Genomic DNA, 24,422 nt, shown 5'->3' with positions numbered 1-24,422 from the left:
CGGACTCAGGCCACCGCGCTCAGCGTGTCCGCGAGCCGTCCGCGGGCCGCGCGGGCGGCGGGCAGTGCGGCGAGCGCCGCCGCTCCCAGCACGGCGGCCGAGCCCAGCACCAGCAGCAGACCCGGCGACGGGGACTGGGCGATCCCGGCGCCGATGCCGCTGGAGGCGCCCTGGGCGTCGATGAGCCGGCGGGCCAGCGGCAGACCGAGGGCCGTGGCGGCGAGCGTCGCGGCCAGGGCCGTACATCCCGTGGCCGTGACGGTGATCGCGGTGATCTGTCGCGGGGACATGCCGATCGCCCTGAGCGCGAGCACGTCCCGCTCGCCCTCGCGGACGCTGCCGCCGATCGTGGTCAGCAGCTCGACCAGCCCGATGAGGGCGAGCACCGCGATCAGGCCGGCGACGACGGCGCGCAGCGGGGACAGCCCGTCGGCCGGGTTCGTCACGGTGTGCACGTCCAGGTGGCCCCGGCCGGCCGCGGTGAGCGCGGTGGCCACGCGGCGCGGATCGGCGCCATGACGCAGCCGCAGCTCGTAGAAGGCCGGGGCCAGCCGCGGGTCGTTCTCGCGGAGGGTGTCCAGGGAGGTCGTCACCACCCGGCCGGCGTTCTGCGGTTCGATGCTGCGGCCGACGATGTGCAGGACCTGCGGGCGGTCGCCGACCATCATGCGCACCCAGTCGCCGACCCGTGCGTGCAGCAGGTCCAGCAGCCCCTGGCCGGCCACCGCCTCGTCCGGTCCGTGCGCGGCCCGGCCCTCGGCGAGGGCGTAGGGGTAGGGCCGGGCGTCGGTGCCGAGGCCGCGCAGGGCGATGGTCCCGGTCTGTCCGGGCACCAGCGCGGCCAGCTCGACCCCCGGATAGGCCGCGGCCACTCGGGAGTCACCGGTCAGCAGAGCCTGCAGGCGGGCCGGGGCCGGTGTGCCGTCGGTGCGGACCGTGAGCGAGGTGGGCAGCCCGACCCGGGCCGGGCTGGTGTGGAAGCGGTCGATGGTGCTCCACGCGCTGAGTGCCACCACGATCAGCAGCATCGGCAGGGTCAGCCGGGCCACGGTGGCCAGCGACCGTCCGCGTCCCGTGGCCGCCTTGTGGCAGCCGAGGACCAGTGCGGCCGGCAGCCGCAGACCGAGCGCCCGCCGGGCCGGACCGGTGAGCCGTCCGCCCGCCGGCGCGTCCGGGCGCGGCACCAGAACCGGCGGCACCCGCCCGGCCCGCCAGGCCGCGAGTCCCGTGGTCAGGCCGATGAACAGCACCGCGCCCACGGGTACCGCCAACAGCGCCACGGTGTGTCCCGGCAGCCCCTGCCACACGCCCACGGCGTCGCCGAGCCGCCCGGGGATCCGGCTGCCCAGCGTCTGGGTGAGCGCTGCGGCGGCCACGGCGCCGAGCAGGGCGTAGGCGAGATGCTGCAACAGGAAGATCCGTACGACCTGGCCGGGGGTGAAACCGATCGCCTTCAGCACGGACAGGTCCCGCAGGTGGCCGCGGATCCGGGTGGCGATCGCGCCGTGCACGGCGAACCCGGCGGCGATCAGCGCGCCGAGCCCGAACAGGCCGAGCACCTGCCCGAACAGCCGGTTGTCGCCCTGTGCCTGGGCACGGGCCTGCTGCCAGGTGGAGACCTCGCCGACCGCGCCCGCGCCGAGCACCGTGACGGCGCGCTGCACGGCGTAGTCCGTGTCGGCCGGATCGCCGAGCCGCAGCCCGATGACCTGGCCGCCGGGCGCTCGTACCGCGGACGGCAGGGCCCAGACCACGCCCGGCTGCTCGGCGGGGCTGTAGGAGGGTTCCGCGCTGTCGGCGATGCCCTCCACGGTCAGGGTGCGGGCGGTGCCGGGCAGCGTGAGGGTGTCTCCGGGCTCGGCCAGCAGGGCACGGGCCAGGCCGCTCTCCAGCACCACGCCGTCCGGCTCGGCCGGATCCAGCCAGTGCCCGGCGGTGAGCAGCGGCCGGCCGACGGAGGGCAGGTGCGGGGTGCCGCGCAGCTCCACGGAGGCACGGGTGCCGCGGGCGGCGACGCTGACGGCTTCGGTGCGATAGGGGCCGGCGACGGACGTCACGCCGTCCAGCCGGGCGAGCCTTGCGGTGTCCGCGTTCGACGCGGTGTGGATCCACACATGGGCCCCGCGCGCCTCGGCGAAGGTCCGCTGCCAGGGGTTGGTCGCATAGCCGAAAAGGGCGGTGGCCAGCAGCAGCGAGGCGACGATGCCGGCGGTGGCCAGCACGAGGAAGAGCGCCTCGCCGCGATGGGCGCGCAGATCGGAGTACGCCCAGCGCCGGCCGGCCGCGCCGCTGAACACGCCGCGACGGGCCGTCGGTGACACGGCCCGGCGTCCGCGCGCGGCGCTGCCCGGCCGGCGGTCGGCCATCAGTCCCTCAGCTCCAGCACACCCGAGATACCCGGCCGCCGGGACACGGGCGCACCGTCCAGCGCCGCATCGTCCGCGATCCGCCCGTCGAAGAAGCAGATCACCCGGTCCGCGGCACTCGCCAGCCGGGCGTCGTGCGTGACCAGCACGATCGTCTGGCCGCGTCCGTGGAAGCGGGTCAGCAGCCGCATCACCTCGCGGGTGCCCTTGCTGTCCAGGCTGCCCGCGGGCTCGTCAGCCAGCAGCAGCGGCGGATGGTTGACCAGGGCGCGGGCGAGGGCGACCCGTTGCTGCTCACCGCCGGACAGCTCGCCCGGCATGCTGCGCTCCTTGCCCGTGAGGCCCAGCTCGGCCAGGAGCGTCTCGCGCTCGGCGCGGGCCTTCTTCGGCGGGACACCGGCCAGCAGGGCGGGCAGTTCGACGTTGTCGGCGACGGACAGGTTCGACACCAGGTTGAAGAACTGGAAGACGAACCCGATGGCCTTGCGGCGCTCCACCGCCCAGCGCGCCTCGCTGAAGGAGTCCGTACAGCGGCCGTCCAGCCAGATGCTGCCCGCGTCCGGCCGCTGCAGCCCGCCCAGCAGATGCAGCAGCGTCGACTTCCCGGCACCGGACGGGCCGGTGATCGCGACGAACTCGCCCCGGGCCACGCTCAGGTCCACCCCTTGGACGGCGTGCGCGGGCGCACCCTCACCGTGGTGGGTCTTCACGAGCCCCTCGGCGCGCAGCACAGGAGCGGCGGAGTCGTCGCTCATTCCAGCTCCTCCAGCTCCTCCTGGCAACGCTCCAGCCAGTCGAGGTCGGCCTGCAGATGCAGCATCGCGCCCTCGATCAGCAGATGGGCCATTCGGTTGTCCCGGTTCTCGGCCGCGGCCAGTTTCGACAGGTTGCGCATGGTGTTGAGGTACTGGCGCCGCTGTCTGTTGATGAGGGCGATCTGGTCGGCGAGACCGGTCTGCGGGGCGAGGGCGAGCTTCATGAAGAACTCGTCCCGTACCCGCGGCTCGTCCTCGGTCTCCTCGAACCAGGCGTGCAGCGCCTCGCGCCCGGCGTCGGTGAGGTGGTAGACCTTCTTGTTGGGTCGGCCGGACTGCTCGACGTCCTCGCCCTTGATCAGCCCGGACTTCTCCAGGCGGCCGAGGGTGACGTAGACCTGGCCGACGTTCGGCTGAGGGTACGCGGAGCCCAGCAGTAGCTCAAGGTCCTGCTTCAGCTCGTAGCCGTGGGCGGGGCCGCGGGCGAGGAGTGCCAGGAGGGGCAGGCGCACGCGTGCTGTCCTCCTGTCTGCTCATGTGCTCCAGGCCCTAGTATCGCGCATACCTAACAGGTATACATGGCCTGACTCCCGGCGAGGCTGGCCGGAGCCGTGTGTACGTGTTCAAGGAGGAACCTATGCGGTGGATACGCGCCGCCGGTAGGGGCCTTCTCGTTCTCGTCGTGATCACTGCCGGGTACGTCACCTCCGGCGCCCGTGCCGACGAGGGCGCGCGCGATGGCCGCGGCCCGCTCACCCTGGCCACCGCCGGCGACCTCACCGGCTATCTCGGCCCGCTGCTTCAGGGCTGGAACCGCACCCACCCCGGCGAGAAGGTCACCCTCGTCGAACTGCCGGACTCCTCCGACGAGACCTATGCGCAGATGACGACCGACCTGCGCGGCGGCGACCGGAGCCGCTTCGACGTCCTCAACATCGACGTCAACTGGACCTCGGAGTTCGCGGCGGCCGGCTGGATCCGCCCGCTGCCCCGGGACCGTTTCCCGCTGGGGAGCTTCCTGCCGCCGGTCGTGAACACGGCCACCTACGACGGGCGCCTGTACGCGGTCCCGTACGTCACGAACGCCGGACTTCTGCTGTACCGCAAGGACGTCCTGGCCAAGGAGGGCGTGCCGCCGCCACGCACCTGGGCGGAGCTGGAGCGCGACGCGAAGACCATCGCGCCCAAGTACGGACTCGGCGGCTACGCGGGTCAGTTCCTGCCCTACGAGGGCCTCACCGTCAACGCGGCCGAGGCCGTGTACTCGGCGGGCGGCAGCATCCTCGGCGACGAGGGCACCCGGGTCACCGTCGACTCGGCCGCCGCCCGCGAGGGCATCGGCTTCCTCGCCCGCGGCCTTCGCGAGGGCTGGATCCCGAAGGCGGCGCTGGCCTGGAAGGAGGAGGAGTCCAAGCAGGCCTTGCAGGACGGCAAGCTGCTCTTCCTGCGCAACTGGCCCTACGCCTATGCCACCGCCTCCGCCAGGGGTTCCAGGGTCGCCGGGAAGATCGGCGCCGTACCGCTGCCCGGGCCCGACGGGCCGGGGACGAGCGTCCTCGGCGGTTCCAACCTCGCGGTCAACACCCATGCCCGGCACCCCGATTCCGCCGCGCGCCTGATCGCCTACCTCACCAGCGAGCGGGTGCAGCGCCAGGTGCTCACCCGGGGCGCGCTGCCGCCCGTGCGCGCCGCGCTGTACCAGGATCCCGCACTCATCCGGCGCTTCCCGTATCTGCCGACCCTGCGCACGGCCGTGCTCACCGCCGCGCCGCGCCCCAAGAGCGCCCACTACGACCAGGTCAGCCTGGTGGTGCAGGCGGTGGTGTACGGCGCCCTGACCGGGCGGGAGACGCCCGAGCAGGCCGTGCGACGGCTGGCGCGCGAACTCGACGCCATCGCCCGTCGATAGTTACCTGTTAAGTAACGCCGCCATTACGACTGGCGGCCCATTGCGGCGATTTGCCCCAGTCTGATCCGACAACTGGCCGGTAGCTTCCGTTCACTTCGTTGACACCCTCGCAAGGTGCCTACCTAACATGCATGCATGTTGAGCAAGTACCACTGGTGGCGTGACGCGGTGATCTACCAGGTCTACGTCCGCAGCTTTCTGGACAGCACCGGCGACGGCATAGGCGATCTCGCCGGGGTCCGCGCGGGGCTGCCGTATCTGAAGAAGCTCGGCGTCGACGGGATCTGGCTGAGCCCGTTCTATCCCTCGCCGCAGCACGACCACGGCTACGACGTGGCCGACTACTGCGGTGTCGATCCGCTCTTCGGTGACCTCGCCGAGTTCGACCTGCTGATGGCGGCCGCCCACCGGCTCGGCATCAAGGTGCTCCTCGACATCGTCCCCAACCACTGCTCCAGCGAGCACCCGTGGTTCCGCGAGGCCCTGGACAGCGCCCCCGGCAGCCCGGCCCGCGCCCGCTTCCACTTCGCCGACGGCCGCGGCCCGGACGGCGCCGAGCCGCCCAACAACTGGCACGCCATGTTCGGCGGACCGGCATGGAGCAGAGTCGGCGACGGCCAGTGGTACCTGCACATGTTCACGCCCGAACAGCCCGACTGGAACTGGCGCGACCCCGGGACACCCGCCGAGTTCGACCGCGTCCTGCGCTTCTGGCTCGACCGCGGCGTGGACGGCTTCCGCATCGACGTCGCCGCCGGCCTGTTCAAGCACCCCGAACTGCCCGACTCCGACGACCCCGAGGCCGACGCCCGCACCCGCGACTCGGTCAACCCGCTCGCCTGGAACCAGCCCGAGGTGCACAAGGTGTGGCGGCGCTGGCGCTCCCTCTGCGAGGAGTACCGGGAGCGCGACGGCCGCGAACGCCTCCTCGTCGGCGAGGTCTCCGTCCCCACCGCCCGCGAACACGCGCTGTACGTCCGCCCGGACGAGCTCCACCAGGCCTTCTTCTTCGACCTGCTCGGCGCCGCCTGGGACGCCGACTCCTTCCGCAAGGTCATCTCCGAGGCCATGCAGGACATCGCCGGCACCGGCTCCACGGTCACCTGGGTCCTCAACAACCACGACCAGGTCCGCACCGTCACCCGCTACGGCGAACCCACCCCGCAGGGCAGCGGCCTCGGCGCCGCCCGCGCCCGCGCCGCCGCGCTGCTGATGCTGGCGCTGCCCGGAGCCGCGTACATCTACCAGGGCGAGGAACTGGGGCTGCCCGAGGTGGTCGACCTGCCCGACGACGTGCTCACCGACCCGATCTTCCGGCGCACCGGCAGCCGCGCCCGCATCCGCGACGGCTGCCGGGTGCCGCTGCCCTGGTCCGGACAGGCCTCCCCGTTCGGCTTCACCTCCGGCGCGGAGGGCGCCAGGCCCTGGCTGCCCCAGCCGGACTACTTCGCCGAGTACGCCACGGACCGCGCGCTCGCCGACACCCGCTCCTTCTGGCACCTGTACCGCGACGGTCTCCAACTGCGCGGATCCCTGCCCCAGTTGGGCGAGGGAACGCTGCGCTGGCTCGACACCCCGCCCGGCGTCCTCGCCTTCACCCGGGGCGACGGCCTGGTCTGCGCCGTCAACTTCACCACGGCCCCCGCCCCCGCGCCGGCCTCCGGCACCCCCCTGCTGTCCAGCGGCCCCTGCCCCGTCGGCGTTCTGCCCGGCTCCACGGCGGCCTGGTGGCTCAGCGACCTCTGATCCCCCGCCCACTCACCTCCACCGAAAGGCCCGTCAGCGATGATGCGACGACGTACGACCCTGCTCGCCGGCTGTACCGCCCTTGCCCTCGCACTCGGCGCCACCGCCTGCGGCGGCGGCCCTGTCTCGGCCGGCGGCGGTGACAAGTCGCTCAGCGGCCAGACCGTCACCGTGGCCGGTGTCTGGTCCGGCAGTGAGCAGAAGAACTTCCAGAAGGTGCTTGACGCGTTCACCGCGAAGACCGGCGCCAAGACCCGGTTCGTGTCGACCGGCGACAACGTCTCCACCGTCGTCGGCAGCAAGATCGAGGGCGGCGACGCCCCCGACGTCGTGATGGTCCCGCAGGTCGGAGTGGTCCAGCAGTTCGCGAAGAAGGGCTGGCTCAAGCCGCTGTCGCCCACCGCCCAGCAGACGATCACCGCCGACTACGCACCCGTGTGGAAGAACTACGGCAGCGTCGACGGCACCCTGTACGGCCTCTACTTCAAGGCCGCCCACAAGTCCACCGTCTGGTACAGCCCCGCCGCCCTCGCCCAGGCCGGGGTCAAGCCGCCGCAGACGTACGACGAGATGCTGAAGGACGGACACACCGTCTCCGACTCCGGACTCGCCGCCTTCGCCATCGGCGGTGAGGACGGCTGGACCCTCACCGACTGGTTCGAGAACGTCTACCTCTCCCAGGCCGGACCCCAGAAGTACGACGCCCTCGCCACCCACAAGCTCAAGTGGACCGACCCCTCGGTCGTCCGGGCGCTCACCACCCTCGGCAAGCTGTTCGAGGACAAGCAGCTCATCGCGGGCGGTCAGAAGACGGCCCTGAACACCGACTTCCCCGGCTCGGTGGAGAAGGTGTTCGGGCCCAAGCCCGAGGCCGGCATGGTGTACGAGGGCGACTTCGTGGCCGGCGTCGCCCACGACCAGTTCGGCAGGACCATCGGCAAGGACGCGAACTTCTTCCCCTTCCCGGCCGTCGACGGCGGCACCGCACCCGTGGTCAGCGGCGGTGACGCGGCGGTCGTCCTCAAGAACGGCAAGAACTCCGCGGCCGGCATGAAGCTCCTGGAGTACCTGGCCACTCCCGAGGCGGCGGCCGTGTGGGCGAAGGCGGGCGGCTTCCTGTCCCCGAACAGGAAGCTCGACCTCGCCGCGTACGGCGACGACGTCACCCGCGCCACCGCCAAGTCCCTCATCACCGCGGGCGATTCGCTCCGCTTCGACATGTCCGACCAGGCGCCCGCCGCCTTCGGCGGCACCAAGGGCGCGGGGGAGTGGAAGCTGCTCCAGGACTTCCTGCGCGACCCGTCCGACCCGAAGGGCACCGCGGCCCAGCTCGAAGCCGCGGCCGCCAAGGCCTACCAGAACTGAGCGGCAGCACCATGACCGCCACCACTCTCCTGAAACAGCAGACGGGCCCGCGGCCCGCCGGCCCGGCGCGCGGGCGCCGCAGCCGGCGGCGCGTCCGGCTGATCGCCCTGCTCTTCGTCTTCCCCGCGCTGCTCCTGCTCGGCGCGCTCGTCGTCTATCCGGTGCTGTTCTCCGTCGGCCGCAGCTTCTTCGACGCCTCCGGCACCCGGTTCGTCGGCGCCGGCAACTACACCGGGATGTTCCGCGACCCGGCCACCCTGAAGGCCATCCGCAACACCGCCATCTGGGTGGTCGTGGCCCCGGCCCTGCTGACCGGCCTCGGCCTGATCCTGGCCGTGCTCGTGGAGAAGGTCCGCTGGGCCACCGCCTTCAAGCTGCTGCTCTTCATGCCGATGGCGGTCTCCTTCCTCGCCGCCGGCATCATCTTCCGCCTCGCCTACGACGCGGACCCGGACAAGGGTGTGCTGAACGCGGCCGTCGTCTCCGTCCACGACGCCTTCACGAGCACCTCGGCGTACCCGACGGCCCGCGGACGCGAGGGCCTGCTGACCCAGGACCGCGACGGCTCCTGGCGCACGACGGCCTCGACGGGCGGGTCGGTGACGCTCCCGATGGTCGGCGTCCTGCCGGGAGACCTGCCGAAGAGCGCCTCGCCCGCCTACCCGGCCGCCGCGCAGAAGGCAGCCCCCGGTGAACTGCGCGGAGTCGTCTACCTGGACTTCACCCCCGGCGGGGGCGGCAGACAGGGCAGGGTCGATCCGAAGGAGAGCGGCCTGCCCGGGATGACGGTCCAGGCGGTGCGCGACGGGAGGACGGCCGGGAGCACGACCACCGCGGCCGACGGCTCCTTCCACTTCGCCGGGCTGTCCGCCGGCTCGTACACGGTGAAGCTGCCGGAGTCCAACTTCGCCCAGCCCTACCAGGGCGTCTCCTGGCTCGGCCCGGCCCTCGTCACACCGGCGATCATCGGCGCCTACCTGTGGATCTGGACCGGCTTCTCGATGGTGCTGATCGGCGCGGGGCTCTCCGCCCTGCCCCGGGACGCACTGGAGGCGGCCCGGATGGACGGCGCGAACGAGTGGCAGATCTTCCGCCGCATCACCGTTCCCCTGCTGGCCCCCGTGCTGACGGTCGTCTTCGTGACCCTCGTGATCAACGTGATGAAGGTCTTCGACCTCGTCTACATCATCGCGCCCGGACCGGTGCAGGAGGACGCCACCGTGCTGGCCACGCAGATGTGGCTGGTCTCCTTCGGCGGCGGCAACAACCAGGGCCTCGGCAGCGCGCTCGGTGTGCTCCTGCTGCTCCTGGTGATCCCCGCGATGGTCTTCAACGTCCGCCGCTTCCGCAACAGCCAACGATGAGGAGCCAGCGATGAACGCGATCAGGCGGGGCCTGGGCAACGGTCTGGTGCAGGCCTTCCTGGTGGTGATCGGCCTGGTCTGGCTGACCCCGCTCGCAGGCCTTTTCGTGTCCTCCCTGCGGTCGGCCCAGGACACCGCGAAGGGCGGCTGGTGGACGGCGCTCACCAGCCCCGGCCGGCTGTCCTTCGACAACTACTCGGCCCTGCTGAAGAACTCCGGCATGGTGCAGTCCTTCTGGAACACGGTGCTGATCTCGGTGCCGGCGACCACGCTCGTCGTCGTCATCGCGGCCCTCGCCGCATACGCCTTCGCCTGGCTGGACTTCCCGCTGCGCGAGCCGCTCTTCCTGCTGGTGGTGGCCCTGCTGGTGGTGCCGGTCCAGATCGGCCTGCTGCCCGTGGCCAAACTCTTCGGCGCGCTGGGCCTGTTCGGCACGATCCCCGGGGTCGTCCTCTTCCACGTCGCCTACGGCCTGCCGTTCGCGGTGTTCCTGCTGCGCAACTACTTCGCGGAGATGCCGAAGGAGATGCTGGAGGCGGCACGGATGGACGGCGGCAGCGAGTGGCGCATCTTCACCCGGCTGGTCCTGCCGGTCGGGCGCCCGGCGATCGCCTCGCTCGCCATCTTCCAGTTCCTGTGGGTCTGGAACGACATGCTGGTCGCGCTGCTCTTCGCCGACAGCTCCTCCCAGCCGCTGACCGTGCAACTCCAGTCCCAGATCCGCCAGTTCGGCAGCAACATCGACGTCCTGGCCCCGGGCGCGTTCCTCTCCCTGATCGTGCCGGTGGTGGTGTTCTTCGCGTTCCAGCGGCACTTCGTGCAGGGCGTCATGGCGGGGTCGGTGAAATGAGAGGCGGCGGGGACCGAAGTCCCCGCCGCCCCTACCTACGGACGCTGTTCACGGCGACGCCGGCGGATACAGCGCGCGAGGCAGCTGCGAGGCGGCGGCGGCGTCCAACAGCCACAGGGTGCGCGAACGGCCGTGCGCACCCGCCGCCGGCGCCTGAACCTCACCCGCGCCCGACAGGGCGATGGCCGCGGCCTCCGCCTTGTCCTCGCCGGCCGCGAGCAGCCACACCTCGCGGGCCGCGCGGATCGCGGGCAGGGTCAGGGTGATCCGGGTCGGCGGGGGCTTGGGCGCGCCGTGCACGCCGACCACCGTGCGCTCGGTCTCCCGTACGGCCGGCAGCTCCGGGAAGAGCGAGGCCACGTGGGTGTCCGGGCCGACGCCCAGCATGAGCACGTCGAAGGTGGGCACCGAGCCGTGGTTCTCCGGCCCGGACGCCTTCGCCAGCTCCGCCGCGTACGCCTCCGCGGCCGCCTCGACGTCCGCACCGTACGGGCCGTCGGAGGCGGGCATGGCGTGCACGCGCTCCGGGTCCAGCGGTACGGCGTCCAACAGGGCCTCGCGGGCCTGCGTGACATTGCGCTCGGGGTCGCCCTCGGGCAGATAACGCTCGTCGCCCCACCACAGGTCGAGGCGGCCCCAGTCGATGGCGTCCCGCGCGGGCGCCGCCGCCAGCGCGGCCAGCAGGCCGTTGCCGTTGCGGCCGCCCGTGAGGACCACGGACGCCGCGCCCCGGGAGGCCTGCGCGTCCACGATCTTCGTGATGAGGCGGGCCGCGGCGGCCTGCGCCATCAGTTCCTTGTCGCGGTGGACGACCAGCTGCGGGGTGCTCACTTCGCCGCCGCCTTCCGTGCCGGAGCCTTCTTGGCCGTCTTGGCAGCCGCCTTCTTCGCGGGCGCCTTGGCCGCTTCCGCCACCGTGTCCGGTGCGGCGGCGGCCGACTCCTGCTCCGGGGCCTTCGAGGACTCCGGGGCCGTGGTCAGCCGCTCCACGCCGTAGCGCAGCGCCGACGCGTAGGTGTCGTCCGGGTCGAGCCGGCGCAGCTCCTCCGCGATCAGCTCGGCGGTCTCCCGCCGCTTCAGCGCCACCGCGCGGGCCGGCTGGCCCTCGATGGACAGCGTGGCCAGCGAGCCGTCCGCGCGGTCCAGGACGATCGGGCCGCAGGTCGTCTCCATACGGACGGCCGTCAGCCCCGGGCCGGACGACGAGGAGCGCCTGACGGGGACGTCCAGCCGGTCCGCGAGCCACATCGCCAGCAGCTCACAGCTCGGATTGAACTCCTCGCCCTCCACCTCGACGCCCCGCACCTCGCAGGTGACCTGGTCCAGGGCCGCCGCGAGCATCGAGCGCCACGGCGTGATCCGGGTCCAGGACAGGTCCGTGTCGCCGGGCGTGTAGGCCGCGGCACGAGCTGACAGCTCCCGCACCGGCTGCTCGGCGGCATAGGTGTCGGTGACCCGGCGCTGGGCGAGCGCGCCCAGCGGGTCCTTCGCCGGGTCCAGCGGCGCGTTCACCGGCCACCACACCACGACCGGGGCGTCCGGCAGCAGCAGGGGCAGCACGACCGAGTCGGCGTGGTCGGACACCTCGCCGTACAGCCGCAGGACGACCGTCTCGCCGGTGCCCGCGTCCGCGCCCACCCGCACCTCGGCGTCCAGCCGGGACGTCGTACGGTCGCGCGGGGTGCGGGAGACGCGCTTGATGACCACCAGCGTGCGCGAGGGGTGCTCGCGCGAGGCGTCGTTGGCGGCCCGCAGGGCGTCGTAGGCGTTCTCCTCGTCGGTGACGATGACGAGGGTCAGCACCATGCCCACGGCCGGTGTGCCGATGGCGCGGCGGCCCTGGACGAGCGCCTTGTTGATCTCGCCGGCGGTGGTGTCGGTCAGGTCGATCTTCATGGCCGGCGCCAGCTCCGTCCGTCTCGTGCGAGCATCTCGTCCGCCTCGGCGGGACCCCAGGTGCCCGACGGGTACTGGGCGGGCTTGCCGTGCCTGTCCCAGTGTTCCTCTATCGGGTCGAGGATCTTCCAGGACAGCTCGACCTCCTCCGTGCGCGGGAAGAGGTTGGCGTCGCCGAGCAGTACGTCCAGGATGAGCCGCTCGTACGCCTCCGGGCTGGACTCCGTGAACGACTCGCCGTAGGCGAAGTCCATGGAGACGTCCCGGATCTCCATCGAGGTGCCGGGCACCTTGGAGCCGAAGCGGACCGTGATGCCCTCGTCGGGCTGGACGCGGATGACGATCGCGTTCTGGCCCAGCTCCTCCGTCGCCGTGTGGTCGAAGGGGGAGTGCGGGGCCCGCTGGAAGACGACCGCGATCTCCGTCACGCGGCGGCCGAGGCGCTTGCCGGTGCGCAGATAGAAGGGGACGCCCGCCCAGCGGCGGTTGTCGACCTCCAGTTTGATCGCGGCGAAGGTGTCGGTCTTCGACTTGGCGTCGATGCCGTCCTCTTTGAGGTAGCCGATGACCTTCTCGCCGCCCTGCCAACCGCCCGCGTACTGTCCGCGCACGGTCGACCTGCCCAGGTCCTTCGGCAGCCGGACCGCGCCGAGCACCTTCTCCTTCTCCGCGGCCAGCGCGTCCGCGTCGAAGGAGGCGGGCTCCTCCATGGCGGTCAGCGCCATGAGCTGGAGCAGGTGGTTCTGGATGACGTCACGGGCGGCGCCGATGCCGTCGTAGTAACCGGCGCGGCCGCCGATGCCGATGTCCTCGGCCATGGTGATCTGGACGTGGTCCACGAAGGACCGGTTCCAGATCGGCTCGAACATGGTGTTGGCGAAGCGCAGCGCCAGGATGTTCTGGACCGTCTCCTTGCCGAGGTAGTGGTCGATCCGGAACACCTGGTCCGGCTCGAAGACCTCGTGGACGACCTTGTTGAGTTCCTCGGCCGACTTCAGGTCGTGCCCGAACGGCTTCTCGATGACCGCGCGGCGCCAGGAACCGCCCGACTGGTCGGCCAGACCGTGCTTCTTCAGCTGCTGGATGACGACGGGGAAGGAGCGCGGCGGCACGGACAGGTAGAAGGCGAAGTTGCCGCCCGTGCCCTGTGCCTTGTCCAGCTCCTCGATGGTGGCGCGCAGCCGCTCGAACGCGTCGTCGTCGTCGAAGGTGCCCTGGACGAAGCGCATCCCCTGGATGAGCTGCTGCCAGACCTCCTCGCGGAACGGCGTGCGGGCGTGCGCCTTGACGGCGTCGTGGACCTCCTGGGCGAAGTCCTCGTTCTCCCATTCGCGGCGGGCGAAGCCCACCAGCGAGAAGCCCGGCGGCAGCAGACCCCGGTTGGCGAGGTCGTACACCGCGGGCATCAGCTTCTTGCGCGACAGGTCGCCCGTGACGCCGAAGATGACCAGGCCCGACGGCCCCGCGATACGCGGGAGCCGTCGGTCGGCCGGGTCACGAAGCGGGTTCGCTCCGGAACCGGAAAGGGGTGACAAATCAGCCCTCCGAGGGGGTGAGGCGCTTCAGCTCTGCCTCGGTCGACTTCAGCAGGTCGATCCAGGACGCCTCGAACTTCTCGACGCCCTCGTCCTCCAGCACCTGGACCACGTCGTCGTACGAGATCCCGAGCTTCTCGACCGCGTCGAGGTCGGCACGGGCCTGCTCGTAGGTGCCGCGGATGGTGTCACCGGTGATCTCGCCGTGGTCCTCGGCGGCCTCCAGGGTGGCCTCCGGCATGGTGTTGACCGTGTTCGGCGCGACCAGGTCGGTGACGTACATCGTGTCCTGGTACGCCGGGTCCTTCACGCCGGTCGACGCCCACAGCGGACGCTGCTTGCGGGCGCCCGCGTTCTCCAGCGCCTGCCAGCGGTCGGAGGAGAAGACCTCCTCGTACGCCTGGTAGGCGAGGCGCGCGTTGGCGATGGCGGCCTTGCCGCGCAGCGCCTTGGCCTCGTCGGTGCCGAGGGCGTCCAGGCGCTTGTCGATCTCGGTGTCCACGCGGGACACGAAGAACGACGCCACCGAGCGGATCAGCGACAGGTCGAGACCCTTCTCGCGCGCCTTCTCCAGGCCCGAGAGGTAGGCGTCCATGACCGCGCGGTAGCGCTCCAGGGAGAAGATCAGCGTGACGTTGACGCTGATGCCCCGGCCGATGACCTCGGTGATCGCCGGCAGACCCGCCTTGGTGGCCGGGATCTTGATCAGGGTGTTGGGGCGGTCCACCAGCCAGGCCAGCTGCTTGGCCTCGGCGACGGTCGCCCCGGTGTTGTGGGCGAGGCGCGGGTCGACCTCGATGGAGACCCGGCCGTCCTGGCCGTCCGTGGCGTCGAAGACCGGGCGCAGGATGTCGGCGGCGTCACGGACGTCCGCCGTCGTGATCATGCGGATGGCCTCGTCGACGGTGACCTTGCGGGCCGCGAGGTCCGACAGCTGCTGCTCGTAGCCGTCGCCCCCCGAGATCGCCTTCTGGAAGATCGTCGGGTTGGTCGTGACGCCCACGACGTGCTGCTGGTCGATCAGCTCGGCGAGGTTGCCGGACGTGATCCGCTTGCGCGACAGGTCGTCCAGCCAGATCGCGACGCCTTCTTCGGAGAGGCGCTTGAGTGCGTCTGTCATGGAATTACATCTCCTACGTGTCGTATGTGAGCGTCAGCGCTGGGCGGCGGCGATGGATTCCCGCGCCTTGGCGGCCACGTTCTCGGCAGTGAAGCCGAACTCGCGGAAGAGCACCTTGCCATCGGCGGAAGCACCGAAGTGCTCCAGGGAAACGATGCGGCCGGCGTCCCCGACGTAGCGGTACCAGGTGAGCCCGATGCCCGCCTCCACGGCGACCCGGGCCCTGACCGACGGCGGCAGGACGGAGTCCTTGTACGCCTGGTCCTGCTCCTCGAACCACTCCACGGACGGCATGGACACCACGCGGGTCGGGACGCCCTCGGCCTGGAGCTGCTCACGCGCCTCCACGGCCAGGTGCACCTCGGAACCGGTGGCGATCAGGATCACCTGGGGCTCGCCGCCCTCGGCCTCGAAGAGGACGTAGCCACCCTTCGCGGCGTCCTCGTTCGGCTCGTACGTCGGCACTCCCTGGCGGGTGAGGGCGAAGCCAGGCGATCGCGGTCTCGTTGGCGTCGGCCGGGCGGACGACGTTCAGGCCCGGGATCGCCCGCAGCGAGGCCAGGTGCTCGACCGGCTGGTGGGTCGGACCGTCCTCGCCGAGCCCGATGGAGTCGTGCGTCCACACGAACGTCACCGGCAGGTGCATCAGGGCCGACAGGCGCACCGCGTTGCGCATGTAGTCGGAGAACACCAGGAAGGTGCCGCCGTAGATCCGGGTGTTGCCGTGCAGGGCGATGCCGTTCATCTCGGCGCCCATGGAGTGCTCGCGGATGCCGAAGTGGACGGTGCGGCCGTACGGGTTGGCCTCCGGCAGCGGGTTGCCCGCGGGCAGGAACGAGCTGTCCTTGTCGATGGTCGTGTTGTTCGACCCGGCGAGGTCGGCGGAGCCGCCCCACAGCTCGGGGATGACCGCGCCGAGCGCCTGCAGCACCTTGCCGGAGGCGGCACGCGTGGCGACACCCTTGCCCGGCTCGAAGACCGGGAGCTTGTCCTCCCAGCCGGCGGGCAGCTCGCCCGCGCTGATCCGGTCGAACTCGGCGGCACGCTCGGCGTTGTCGTCGCGCCACACCTGGAGCGTCTTCTCCCACTCGGCCTTCGCCTGCGCACCGCGCTCCAGCGCCTTGCGGGTGTGGGCGATGACCTCGTCGGAGACCTCGAAGCTCTTGGCCGGGTCGAAGCCCAGGACGCGCTTGGTGGCCGCGACCTCGTCCTCGCCCAGCGCCGAGCCGTGCGCGGCCTCGGTGTTCTGCGCGTTCGGGGCCGGCCAGGCGATGATCGAGCGCATCGCGATGAACGACGGCTTGTCGGTGACCCGCTTGGCCTCCTGGACGGCGGCGAAGATCGCCTGCGGGTCCAGGTCGCCGTTGTCCTTGGCCTCCACACGCTGCACGTGCCAGCCGTAGGCCTCGTAGCGCTTGAGGGTGTCCTCGGAGACGGCCGTCTCGGTGTCGCCCTCGATCGAGATGTGGTTGTCGTCCCACAGCAGGATCAGATTGCCGAGCTGCTGGTGGCCCGCCAGCGAGGACGCCTCGGCGGAGATGCCCTCCTGCAGGCAGCCGTCACCGGCGATGCAGTACACGAAGTGGTCGAAGGGGGACTCGCCCTGCGGCGCGTCCGGGTCGAACAGACCGCGCTCGTAGCGGGAGGCCATCGCCATGCCCACCGCGTTGGCCACACCCTGGCCCAGCGGGCCGGTCGTGGTCTCCACACCCTTGGTGTGCCCGTACTCCGGGTGCCCCGGGGTCTTCGAACCCCAGGTGCGGAAGGACTCCAGGTCCTCCAGCTCCAGACCGAAACCGGCCAGGTAGAGCTGTGTGTAGAGGGTCAGGGACGAGTGGCCCGCGGACAGCACGAACCGGTCGCGTCCGACCCAGTCCGGGTCGGACGGGTCGTGCCGCATCACCTTCTGGAAGAGGGTGTACGCGGCCGGGGCCAGGCTCATCGCCGTACCGGGATGGCCGTTGCCGACCTTCTGTACGGCGTCTGCGGCCAGGACGCGGGCGGTGTCGACGGCCCGCTGGTCCAGCTCGGTCCACTCGAGGTCTGTGGTGGTCGGCTTGGTGCTCACCCTGGGTCAGGGCTCCTCTCCACATGTCGGTCGCCGGTCTTCGGGGCATGTCCCAGACCCGGCCGCCGACGGGCTTCTGCCCACCGGCCGCTGTCGAGCCTACCCCCGTAAGGACGTGCGTTTTTTCGACTCATTCCAGACTGCCGGGAGTCCGTGCGATCCGCCTCCCGACTGGCCGACACGGCATTAGGCACATGAATACGGAGCCGCTCATCTGACTGCTCATTCGAGAGGTAGGACCCCTCTTATGGGACGTCCGCCAACACGACCCCACCCCCGCGAAGGACGGGGTATGGGCAACGTCTAAAGTGGCGTGGTACGCGCGAGCCTTTACCGCGACTTCACATGCGGGAGGCTCGCTGGGATGTCTCTGTCAGGGGTGTGCGTGACGGCCGTCGAATCACGTCCAGCGGGCGTGCTGGGTGGTGCGAGCCAGGGCCCGGTTCACCGGCCGTTCGGGGCCCGTGTCAAGGCGTTCGTGGCTCTGACCAAGCCGCGGATCATCGAGCTGCTGCTCATCACCACCGTTCCGGTGATGTTCCTGGCGCAGCAGGGTGTGCCCGACCTGAAACTGGTCCTGCTCACCTGCGTCGGCGGCTATCTGTCCGCGGGCGGCGCCAACGCGCTGAACATGTACATCGACCGGGACATCGACGCGCTGATGGACCGCACCTCGCAGCGGCCGCTGGTGACCGGCATGGTCAGCCCGCGCGAGTGCCTGGCCTTCGGCATCACGCTCGCGGTCGTCTCGACGCTGCTGTTCGGGCTCACCGTCAACTGGCTGAGCGCCTGGCTCTCCCTCGGAGCGCTCCTCTTCTACGTCGTCGTCTACACGATGCTCCTCAAGCGGCGTACGTCGCAGAACATCGTGTGGGGCGGGATCGCCGGCTGTCTGCCGGTGCTGATCGGCTGGTCCTCCGTCACGAACTCGATGTCGTGGGCGCCGATCATCCTCTTCCTCGTGATGTTCTTCTGGACGCCGCCGCATTACTGGCCGCTGTCCATGAAGGTCAAGGAGGACTACGCGCGCGTGGGCGTGCCGATGCTCCCGGTCATCGCCTCCAACAAGGTCGTCGCCCGGCAGATCGTCATCTACAGCTGGGTGATGGTCGCGGTCTCCCTGCTCCTGACCCCGCTCGGCTACACCGGCTGGTTCTACACCGTGGTCGCCCTCGCGGCCGGCGGCTTCTGGCTCTGGGAGGCGCACGGGCTGCAGAACCGGGCGAAGGCCGAGGTGACGGGCGTGAAGCTGAAGGAGATGCGGCTCTTCCACTGGTCGATCACCTATGTGTCGATCCTCTTCGTCGCCGTCGCGGTGGACCCCTTCCTGCGCTGACGCACGCCGGGCGTAGGTCACAGGGGTCTGCTCTCGCCAGTCGATCTACTCGTGAGTAGCATCCTGGTCATGGCAGACACGCAGCAGGTTGACCCGAAGGCCGAGCGCAAGGCGGCCCGGCTCGCCCACCAGATCAGCACCTTCGCCAAGGCGCACGGCGGTGCCGAGGGCCAGGTGGCCTACATCGGCGAGCGCGGCGCCCGTATCGTCCTCGTCGGCGAGGACGGCGGCTGGGGCGACCTGGTGGCCCCCACCTACGCCATCGCCGAGCAGGCGGTGGCGAAGTCCGGCATCACCGTCCACGAGTCCTTCGACGGAGAGTTCGCGGCGAAGGTGACGACGGGGTCGTACGAGTGGAAGCGGATGGCCGGGATCCAGCTGGGCGGCTGACTCGGGTCGCGCCGGTGGTTCGGGGCGCGACCTCCGCCCCGGTTCACCCGTTAGGACGTGTAAGACCACGTCCCGCGGGGAGTCGGAATGATCGAAACGCCGTCCCTCGTGGACCAGTACTGCCACGGAGTGCTCCGCACGGAGCTGGGCCTCGGCACCTTCGAGGCCCAACTCGCCCGTACCGAGGGCCCGCCGGCGCCCGGCACCACCCTCTTCGACACCCAGACGGGCTTCGCCGTACGGCGCTGGTGCCCGCCCCTGCTCGGTCTGGAACCGCACTGCCCGCCCGCCCGCTATCTGGCCCGGCGCCGGGAACTGGGCGTCCTGGAAGCGGGCCGCAGGCTCCTGCGCGGCAGCGGTATCACCACCTATCTCGTCGACACGGGCCTGCCCGGCGACCTCACCGGCCCCGCCGAGCTGGCCTCCACCGGTTTCGCCGAGGCCCACGAGATCGTCCGGCTGGAGCTGCTCGCGGAACAGGTCGCCGACACCTCCGGCACCGTCGAGTCCTTCCTCGCCAACCTCGCCGAATCCGTGCACGGCGCCGCCGCGAACGCCGTCGCCTTCACCTCCGTCGCCGGGCTCAGACACGGCCTCGCCCTCGCGCCCGAGCCGCCGGGCCCGGGGGAGGTGCGGGGCGCGGCGGGCCGCTGGCTGGCCGGACGCCGGGTCGGCGGGGCGCTCTCGGACCCCGTGCTGCTACGGCATCTGCTGTGGATCGCCGTCGCCTCCGGGCTGCCCCTCCAACTGCACGCGGGGCTCGGTGAGCCCGGCTCCCGCATCGACCGTACGGACCCGGTGCTGCTCACCGACTTCGTGCGGGCCACGGCCGGCCTCGGCACCGATCTGATCCTGCTGCACGGCTATCCGTACCACCGTCACGCCGCCCATCTGGCCGGTGTCTTCGCGCACGTCTACACCGACTCCGGTGCCGCGCTCGTCCGCACCGGCGCCCGTGCCGCCACGGTCCTCGCCGAGATCCTGGAGCTGGCCCCCTTCGGCAAGATCCTCTTCTCCACCGGCGCCCACGGCCTGCCCGAGCTGCACGTCGTCGGGGCCCGGCTGTTCCGCGAGGCGCTGGGCCGGGTGCTGGGCGGCTGGGCCACCGAGGGCGCGTGGTCCCTGGAGGACGCCCAGCGGGTGGCCCGGATGGTCGCGGCGGACAACGCGCTCCGGGTGTACGGGCTGGGGTGAGCCGACCAGACTGGGCGGATGCCGACGGACTCGCTGCTCACCCGCTTCCTGACCGACCTGACGCCCTTGCGCCCTCGTGCCGTGTGGGCCCATGGCTCGCTGGCGGGCGGTGACTACCAGGAGGGCCGCAGCGACCTCGACCTCATCGCCGTACTGCCGGACGAGGTGGATCTCAGGACCGTACGGCGGGTGATGGCACTGCACCGCAGGCTTCGCACCGAACCGCTCGCCGCGAAGCTCCACTGCAGCTATCTGACCCCCGCCACCCTGGACGACCCGGACCGGTCCCACCTCACCTGGGCGCACCGTCATGTGCTGCGCCGTCCGGTCACCCCCGTCACCCGGCGCGAGCTGCTCGACTTCGGCCGGGTGCTGCACGGCGAGGCACCGGCCGGGCTGCTGCCGCCGGTGCCGGAGCAGCAGCTCCATGCCTTCGTCGTCCGCGACCAGCGCGACTTCTGGCGGCCCCATGTCGACAAGGCCCGGCTGTGGCGGCAGGACGTCTGGGTCGACCTGGGCCTGCTGACCCACGCCCGCGCCACGGTGACGCTGCGCGACGGGCGGTTGATCTCGAAACGGGAGGCACTCGCCGAACTGCCGGGGCTCGGCGCTCCCGTCGAGGTCGTCGAGGACATCACCCGAAGGCGCTACGAGAACCCCGCCCCGGCGGACGGCACCTGGCTCGCCCGCCGCGCCGAGCTGACCCGCGCCTACCTCGCCCCCGCGATCGACACCCTGGTCACCACGTACGGATGACGACGGATGCCGAGCTGACTCACGCGCGCGTGCCCACCGTCACCTCGGCCGCGGGGCCCGGCAGGTCCAGGGTGGCCTCCGGGCGCTCCCGCAGTGCCAGCAGGACGCGCAGGACGCCGATCCACACCAGGCACGAGCCGAACATGTGCAGGCCGACGAGGGCCTCGGGCAGGTGCGTGAAGTACTGGACGTAGCCGATGACGCCCTGGGCGAGCAGGATCACGAAGAGGTCGCGGGTGCGGTCCAGCGGCCCCTTGGGGGCGTCGACCGCCTTGAGGACGAACCACAGGGCGAAGGTGAGCGTCACCACGATCCAGGCGAACACGGAGTGCAGCTTGGCGACGGTCTCCCAGTCGATCGGGATGCGCTTGACGTCGCTGGTGTCGCCCGCGTGCGGGCCCGCGCCGGTGACGATCGTGCCGGCCGCGATCAGCAGCGCGGAGGCGACGACGAGGAACCACATCAGCTGCTGCACGGCCTTGCCGACCAGCGGCCGGGGCGCGCCGTCGCCCTCGCGGGTGCGCTGCCACATCACCGCGGCGACCGTGATCAGGGCCGTCGCCAGCAGGAAGTGGGCCGCGACGGTGTACGGGTTGAGGCCGACGAGCACCACGATGCCGCCGAGGACCGCGTTGCCCATCACGAGCCAGAACTGCGCCCAGCCGAGCCGGGTCAGACTGCGCCGGTACGGCTTCTGCGAGCGGGCGGCGATGATCGCCCAGCCGACGGCCGCGCACAGCACGTACGTCAGCATGCGATTGCCGAACTCGATCGCGCTGTGGTAGGTCAGCGCGGTCGTCGGCGTCAGCGAGCCGTCCGTGCACTCGGGCCAGGTCGGGCAGCCGAGGCCGGAGCCGGTCAGGCGCACGGCACCGCCGGTGACCACGATGACCACGGACATGACGAGCGCGGCGAGGGCCGCCCGCTGCACGGTCCGGGGGTCCGGGGTCCAGCGGTCGGCGATGAAGGCGAGCGGGTTGCGCAGGGCGGGCACGGCGTCGGCGCGGGTCAGCTTTGGCACGCGCACCATCGTAGGGCGCCGCTTGTGCACTCTTTCACGAGGGTCCGCCCCCACGCGTGCGTGCGGCTCACTCCCAGCGGAAGAACTTCCCCGCCGCCGCGAGTCCGGCGACCGCCCACACGGTCAGGATCCCCAGGTCGCCCCACGGCATGCCGGCCCCGTGCTGGAGCACGTCCCGCAGGCCGTCCGACAGCGCGGAGATCGGCAGCAGCCCCAGCACGTCCTGCCCGGCCGAGCCGAACCTGTCCAGCGGGACGATGACCCCGCCGCCGACGAGCAGCAGCAGGAAGACCAGGTTGGCGGCGGCCAGCGTCGCCTCCGCCTTCAGGGTGCCCGCCATCAGCAGCCCGAGCCCGGAGAAGGCCGCCGTGCCGAGGATCAGCAGGAGCAGCACGGACACCGGGTCGCCGTGCGGGTGCCAGCCCAGCGCGAGTGCGATCACCGTCAGCAGGATCATCTGGAGGACCTCCGTGACCAGCACGGACGCCGTCTTGGCGGTCATCAGTCCCCAGCGGGGCAGCGGCGAGGAGGCGAGCCGCTTCAGCACGCCGTAGCGACGCTCGAAGCCCGTCGCGATGGCCTGCCCGGTGAACGCCGTCGACATCACGGCGAGGGCCAGGATGCCGGGGGTGAGGAAGTCGACCGCCTTGCCCTTGCCCGTGTCGACGACGTCCACGGAGCTGAACAGCACCAGCAGCAGGGTCGGGATGACGACCGTCAGCAGCAGCTGCTCGCCGTTGCGCAGCAGCATCTTCGTCTCCAGCACCGCCTGCGCCGCGATCATGCGGGACAGTGGCGCCGCGCCCGGCTTGGGGGCGTACGTACCGGTCGCGGTCGTCACGGGCACAGCTCCTTGCCTGTCAGCTCCAGGCCGTGCCTTCCCGGGGGACGACCCCCGGACTCCCGGCCGGTCTCCGCGTGAGCCGGAATCATGAACGCAACTCCTTGCCTGTCAGCTCCAGAAAAACGTCTTCGAGGGTGTGCCGTTCCACCGAGATCCGGTCCGGCATCACCCCGTGCTGGGCGCACCACGAGGTGACCGTGGCCAGCAGCTGCGGGTCGACCTTGCCGATGACCCGGTAGCTGCCCGGGGTCAGCTCGGCGGCCGTGCAGTCGGCCGGGAGCGCCTTGAGCAGGGAGCCGACGTCGAGGCCGGGGCGGCCGCTGAAGCGCAGGGTGTTCTCGGCGCCGCCCTTGCACAGCTCCTCCGGGGAGCCCTGGGCGATGACCCGGCCGCCGTCGATGATCGCCACGTCGTCGGCGAGCTGCTCGGCCTCTTCCATGTAGTGCGTGGTGAGGATCACCGAGACGCCGTCGGCGCGCAGGTCCTTCACCAGCTCCCAGGTGGCCCGGCGGGCCTGCGGGTCCAGGCCGGCGGTGGGCTCGTCCAGGAAGACCAGCTCCGGGCGCCCGACGACCGCCATGGCGAGCGCGAGCCGCTGCTGCTGGCCGCCGGACAGCCGCCGGTAGGAGGTACGGCCGCAGGATCCGAGGCCGAGCCGCTCGATCAGCGCGTCCACGTCGAGTGGATACGCGTGCAGCTTGGCGACATGCCGCAGCATCTCGTCCGCCCGGGCACCGGAGTACACGCCTCCGGACTGGAGCATCACACCGATGCGGGGGCGCAGCTCGGCGGACTGCCGCACCGGGTCGAGGCCCAGGACGCGCACCGTGCCGGAATCCGGCTTCCGGTACCCCTCGCAGGTCTCGACCGTGGTCGTCTTCCCCGCCCCGTTGGGACCGAGTACGGCGGTCACGCCCGCCTTGGCCACCAGGTCGAGGCCGTCCACCGCGGTCTTCGTTCCGTACCGCTTCACCAGGGCCTGGACCTGGACCACGGGCTCGCTTCGCATGGCTCCAGAGTCTAGGGAGATGCCGGACCGCTCAGACGGGCGGGTGCGAGATCTCCTCCGCACGAGGTCGGTGTACCGGCAGCCACCGCTGTGCGTAGGCCACCGCGTCCGCCACCGGGAACAGCCGTACGCCGGCGGCGCCGACCCTGCCGCGCACGACGGGCCGGTCCCGCTCGAAGTCGTGTCCCAGCTCGTCGAAGCGGTCGGACGTGATCGAGACCTCGGTCACCGTCTCCCAGCCACCGCCGGGCGCCGGGCGGCCGTCGCGCACGAGCGGCGCGGGTATCCGGTACTCGGCGAGGTGGAAGGCCGTACAGGCGTCGTAGCCCGCGCCCAGCAGCAGGACCCGGGCGTCCCGTCTCTCCAGGCGGGCCAGCGGGCTGCGTTCGCCGAGCCGGCAGTCGTGCGCATGGCCGTCGGTGATCTCGCGCGCGTGCGGGCCGACGGCCGCGAAGGAGGTCTGCGGGTGCGCGCTGCGCAGCGCGCCGGGCCAGGTCCGCACGGTCTCCGGGATCACGCCGACGCCGCGGGAGGGGCTGACCAGCGGGTCGTAGGCGGGCATCGTGGCCCGGATCCGGTCCCACCACCGCTCGGGCACCGGCGGGTTCGACCACACGGCCGGGTCGGACAGGTCGCCGGTCTGGGTCGGGACGACAAGTGTGCCGTCCGGCCCGAGCGCGTCGAGCAGGCCCTGGACGACGGCGACCGCGCCTCCGTTGACCCAGCCGAGCGAGCTGAGCGAGGAGTGCACGAGGAGGATCTCGCCGGACTTGACACCGAGCAGGCGCAGCTGTGTGGCGACTGTGTCCCGAGTGACAAGTGGGCCGGTCGGAGGGGGTGTCGGCATGGTTCGGGAGTCTTCCCGACGGGCCCGCGCGGCGCCACCGAATTGGCTGCTC

At 71.5% G+C, this 24,422-nt stretch carries 20 protein-coding genes and 1 pseudogene; 9 read left to right on the top strand and 12 right to left on the bottom strand.

The window, feature by feature from the left end:
• Window positions 1–5: 5 nt before the first annotated feature.
• From ADK64_RS04870 to ADK64_RS04860, 3 genes are read right to left on the bottom strand one after another with little or no spacing between them, the layout of a single operon-like run.
• A complete protein-coding gene (locus ADK64_RS04870) occupies window positions 6–2,366 on the bottom strand; it encodes an ABC transporter permease (RefSeq protein WP_078992485.1) in 2,361 nt (786 codons plus the stop codon).
• A complete protein-coding gene (locus tag ADK64_RS04865; protein WP_053655150.1) occupies window positions 2,366–3,121 on the bottom strand; it encodes an ABC transporter ATP-binding protein in 756 nt (251 codons plus the stop codon). Before ADK64_RS04865 ends, ADK64_RS04870 begins: the two co-directional genes overlap by 1 nt.
• Complete coding sequence (locus ADK64_RS04860) at window positions 3,118–3,633, bottom strand: PadR family transcriptional regulator (protein WP_053655148.1); 516 nt, start codon at window positions 3,631–3,633, stop codon at window positions 3,118–3,120. The genes ADK64_RS04865 and ADK64_RS04860 overlap by 4 nt, the downstream gene beginning before the upstream one ends.
• Before the next feature lie 125 nt (window positions 3,634–3,758).
• On the opposite strand from ADK64_RS04860, the gene ADK64_RS04855 reads away from it, so the two are divergent.
• The 5 genes from ADK64_RS04855 to ADK64_RS04835 all read left to right on the top strand — a co-directional run bounded on the left by ADK64_RS04855 (window position 3,759) and on the right by ADK64_RS04835 (window position 10,355).
• Window positions 3,759–5,030 carry an ABC transporter substrate-binding protein gene (locus ADK64_RS04855; protein WP_053655147.1) on the top strand — a complete coding sequence of 424 codons (1,272 nt, stop codon included), beginning with the start codon at window positions 3,759–3,761 and terminating at the stop codon, window positions 5,028–5,030.
• Between the two features lie 135 nt (window positions 5,031–5,165).
• On the top strand, window positions 5,166–6,776 hold the full coding sequence (locus tag ADK64_RS04850) for an alpha-amylase family glycosyl hydrolase (RefSeq protein ID WP_199829481.1): 1,611 nt from the start codon (window positions 5,166–5,168) through the stop codon (window positions 6,774–6,776).
• Between the two features lie 39 nt (window positions 6,777–6,815).
• On the top strand, window positions 6,816–8,141 hold the full coding sequence (locus ADK64_RS04845) for an ABC transporter substrate-binding protein (protein ID WP_053655144.1): 1,326 nt from the start codon (window positions 6,816–6,818) through the stop codon (window positions 8,139–8,141).
• Window positions 8,142–8,152: 11 nt separating this feature from the next.
• Window positions 8,153–9,505 carry an ABC transporter permease subunit gene (locus tag ADK64_RS04840; protein WP_053655142.1) on the top strand — a complete coding sequence of 451 codons (1,353 nt, stop codon included), beginning with the start codon at window positions 8,153–8,155 and terminating at the stop codon, window positions 9,503–9,505.
• Window positions 9,506–9,515: 10 nt separating this feature from the next.
• Window positions 9,516–10,355 (top strand): carbohydrate ABC transporter permease, encoded by an 840-nt coding sequence (locus ADK64_RS04835; RefSeq protein ID WP_053655140.1) that lies wholly within the window; start codon window positions 9,516–9,518, stop codon window positions 10,353–10,355.
• Between the two features lie 48 nt (window positions 10,356–10,403).
• Here the strand turns inward: ADK64_RS04835 and pgl are convergent, their stop codons facing one another.
• From pgl to tkt, 5 genes and pseudogenes are all read right to left on the bottom strand, one after another.
• Window positions 10,404–11,186, bottom strand: a complete 783-nt coding sequence (pgl, locus tag ADK64_RS04830) for a 6-phosphogluconolactonase (protein WP_053655139.1) — start codon at window positions 11,184–11,186, stop codon at window positions 10,404–10,406.
• On the bottom strand, window positions 11,183–12,250 hold the full coding sequence (opcA, locus tag ADK64_RS04825) for a glucose-6-phosphate dehydrogenase assembly protein OpcA (RefSeq protein WP_053655137.1): 1,068 nt from the start codon (window positions 12,248–12,250) through the stop codon (window positions 11,183–11,185). Before opcA ends, pgl begins: the two co-directional genes overlap by 4 nt.
• Window positions 12,247–13,785: a glucose-6-phosphate dehydrogenase gene (gene zwf / locus ADK64_RS04820; RefSeq protein ID WP_053655135.1), complete on the bottom strand. Its 1,539-nt coding sequence runs from the start codon at window positions 13,783–13,785 to the stop codon at window positions 12,247–12,249. Before zwf ends, opcA begins: the two co-directional genes overlap by 4 nt.
• A gap of 1 nt (window position 13,786) precedes the next feature.
• A complete protein-coding gene (gene tal, locus ADK64_RS04815) occupies window positions 13,787–14,905 on the bottom strand; it encodes a transaldolase (protein WP_053655133.1) in 1,119 nt (372 codons plus the stop codon).
• Window positions 14,906–14,938: 33 nt separating this feature from the next.
• A pseudogene (gene tkt, locus ADK64_RS04810) lies at window positions 14,939–16,973 on the bottom strand (transketolase).
• A gap of 379 nt (window positions 16,974–17,352) precedes the next feature.
• On the opposite strand from tkt, the gene ADK64_RS04805 reads away from it, so the two are divergent.
• From ADK64_RS04805 to ADK64_RS04790, 4 genes are all read left to right on the top strand, one after another.
• Window positions 17,353–18,309: a heme o synthase gene (locus ADK64_RS04805; protein WP_053655131.1), complete on the top strand. Its 957-nt coding sequence runs from the start codon at window positions 17,353–17,355 to the stop codon at window positions 18,307–18,309.
• Window positions 18,310–18,378: 69 nt separating this feature from the next.
• Window positions 18,379–18,699, top strand: coding sequence for a hypothetical protein (locus ADK64_RS04800; protein ID WP_053655129.1), 321 nt, complete (start codon window positions 18,379–18,381; stop codon window positions 18,697–18,699).
• A gap of 87 nt (window positions 18,700–18,786) precedes the next feature.
• Window positions 18,787–19,893 carry an amidohydrolase family protein gene (locus ADK64_RS04795; RefSeq protein WP_053655128.1) on the top strand — a complete coding sequence of 369 codons (1,107 nt, stop codon included), beginning with the start codon at window positions 18,787–18,789 and terminating at the stop codon, window positions 19,891–19,893.
• A gap of 18 nt (window positions 19,894–19,911) precedes the next feature.
• Complete coding sequence (locus tag ADK64_RS04790) at window positions 19,912–20,649, top strand: nucleotidyltransferase domain-containing protein (RefSeq protein WP_053655126.1); 738 nt, start codon at window positions 19,912–19,914, stop codon at window positions 20,647–20,649.
• Window positions 20,650–20,668: 19 nt separating this feature from the next.
• Here the strand turns inward: ADK64_RS04790 and ADK64_RS04785 are convergent, their stop codons facing one another.
• From ADK64_RS04785 to ADK64_RS04770, 4 genes are all read right to left on the bottom strand, one after another.
• Window positions 20,669–21,679 carry a COX15/CtaA family protein gene (locus ADK64_RS04785; RefSeq protein WP_053655124.1) on the bottom strand — a complete coding sequence of 337 codons (1,011 nt, stop codon included), beginning with the start codon at window positions 21,677–21,679 and terminating at the stop codon, window positions 20,669–20,671.
• 58 nt (window positions 21,680–21,737) lie between these two features.
• The gene (locus ADK64_RS04780) at window positions 21,738–22,454 is read right to left on the bottom strand and encodes an ABC transporter permease (protein ID WP_078992490.1); all 717 of its coding nucleotides are present in this window, start codon (window positions 22,452–22,454) and stop codon (window positions 21,738–21,740) included.
• Between the two features lie 145 nt (window positions 22,455–22,599).
• Window positions 22,600–23,523 (bottom strand): ABC transporter ATP-binding protein, encoded by a 924-nt coding sequence (locus ADK64_RS04775; RefSeq protein ID WP_053655120.1) that lies wholly within the window; start codon window positions 23,521–23,523, stop codon window positions 22,600–22,602.
• Between the two features lie 31 nt (window positions 23,524–23,554).
• Window positions 23,555–24,370 (bottom strand): aminoglycoside N(3)-acetyltransferase, encoded by an 816-nt coding sequence (locus tag ADK64_RS04770; RefSeq protein WP_053655117.1) that lies wholly within the window; start codon window positions 24,368–24,370, stop codon window positions 23,555–23,557.
• Between the last annotated feature and the right edge of the window lie 52 nt (window positions 24,371–24,422).

Origin of the sequence: Streptomyces sp. MMG1121 (genome assembly GCF_001280015.1) — a bacterium.
Lineage (GTDB): Bacteria > Actinomycetota > Actinomycetes > Streptomycetales > Streptomycetaceae > Streptomyces.
Note: the sequence above shows the minus strand (reverse complement) of the source record. Positions and strands in the feature narration are given on the sequence as shown.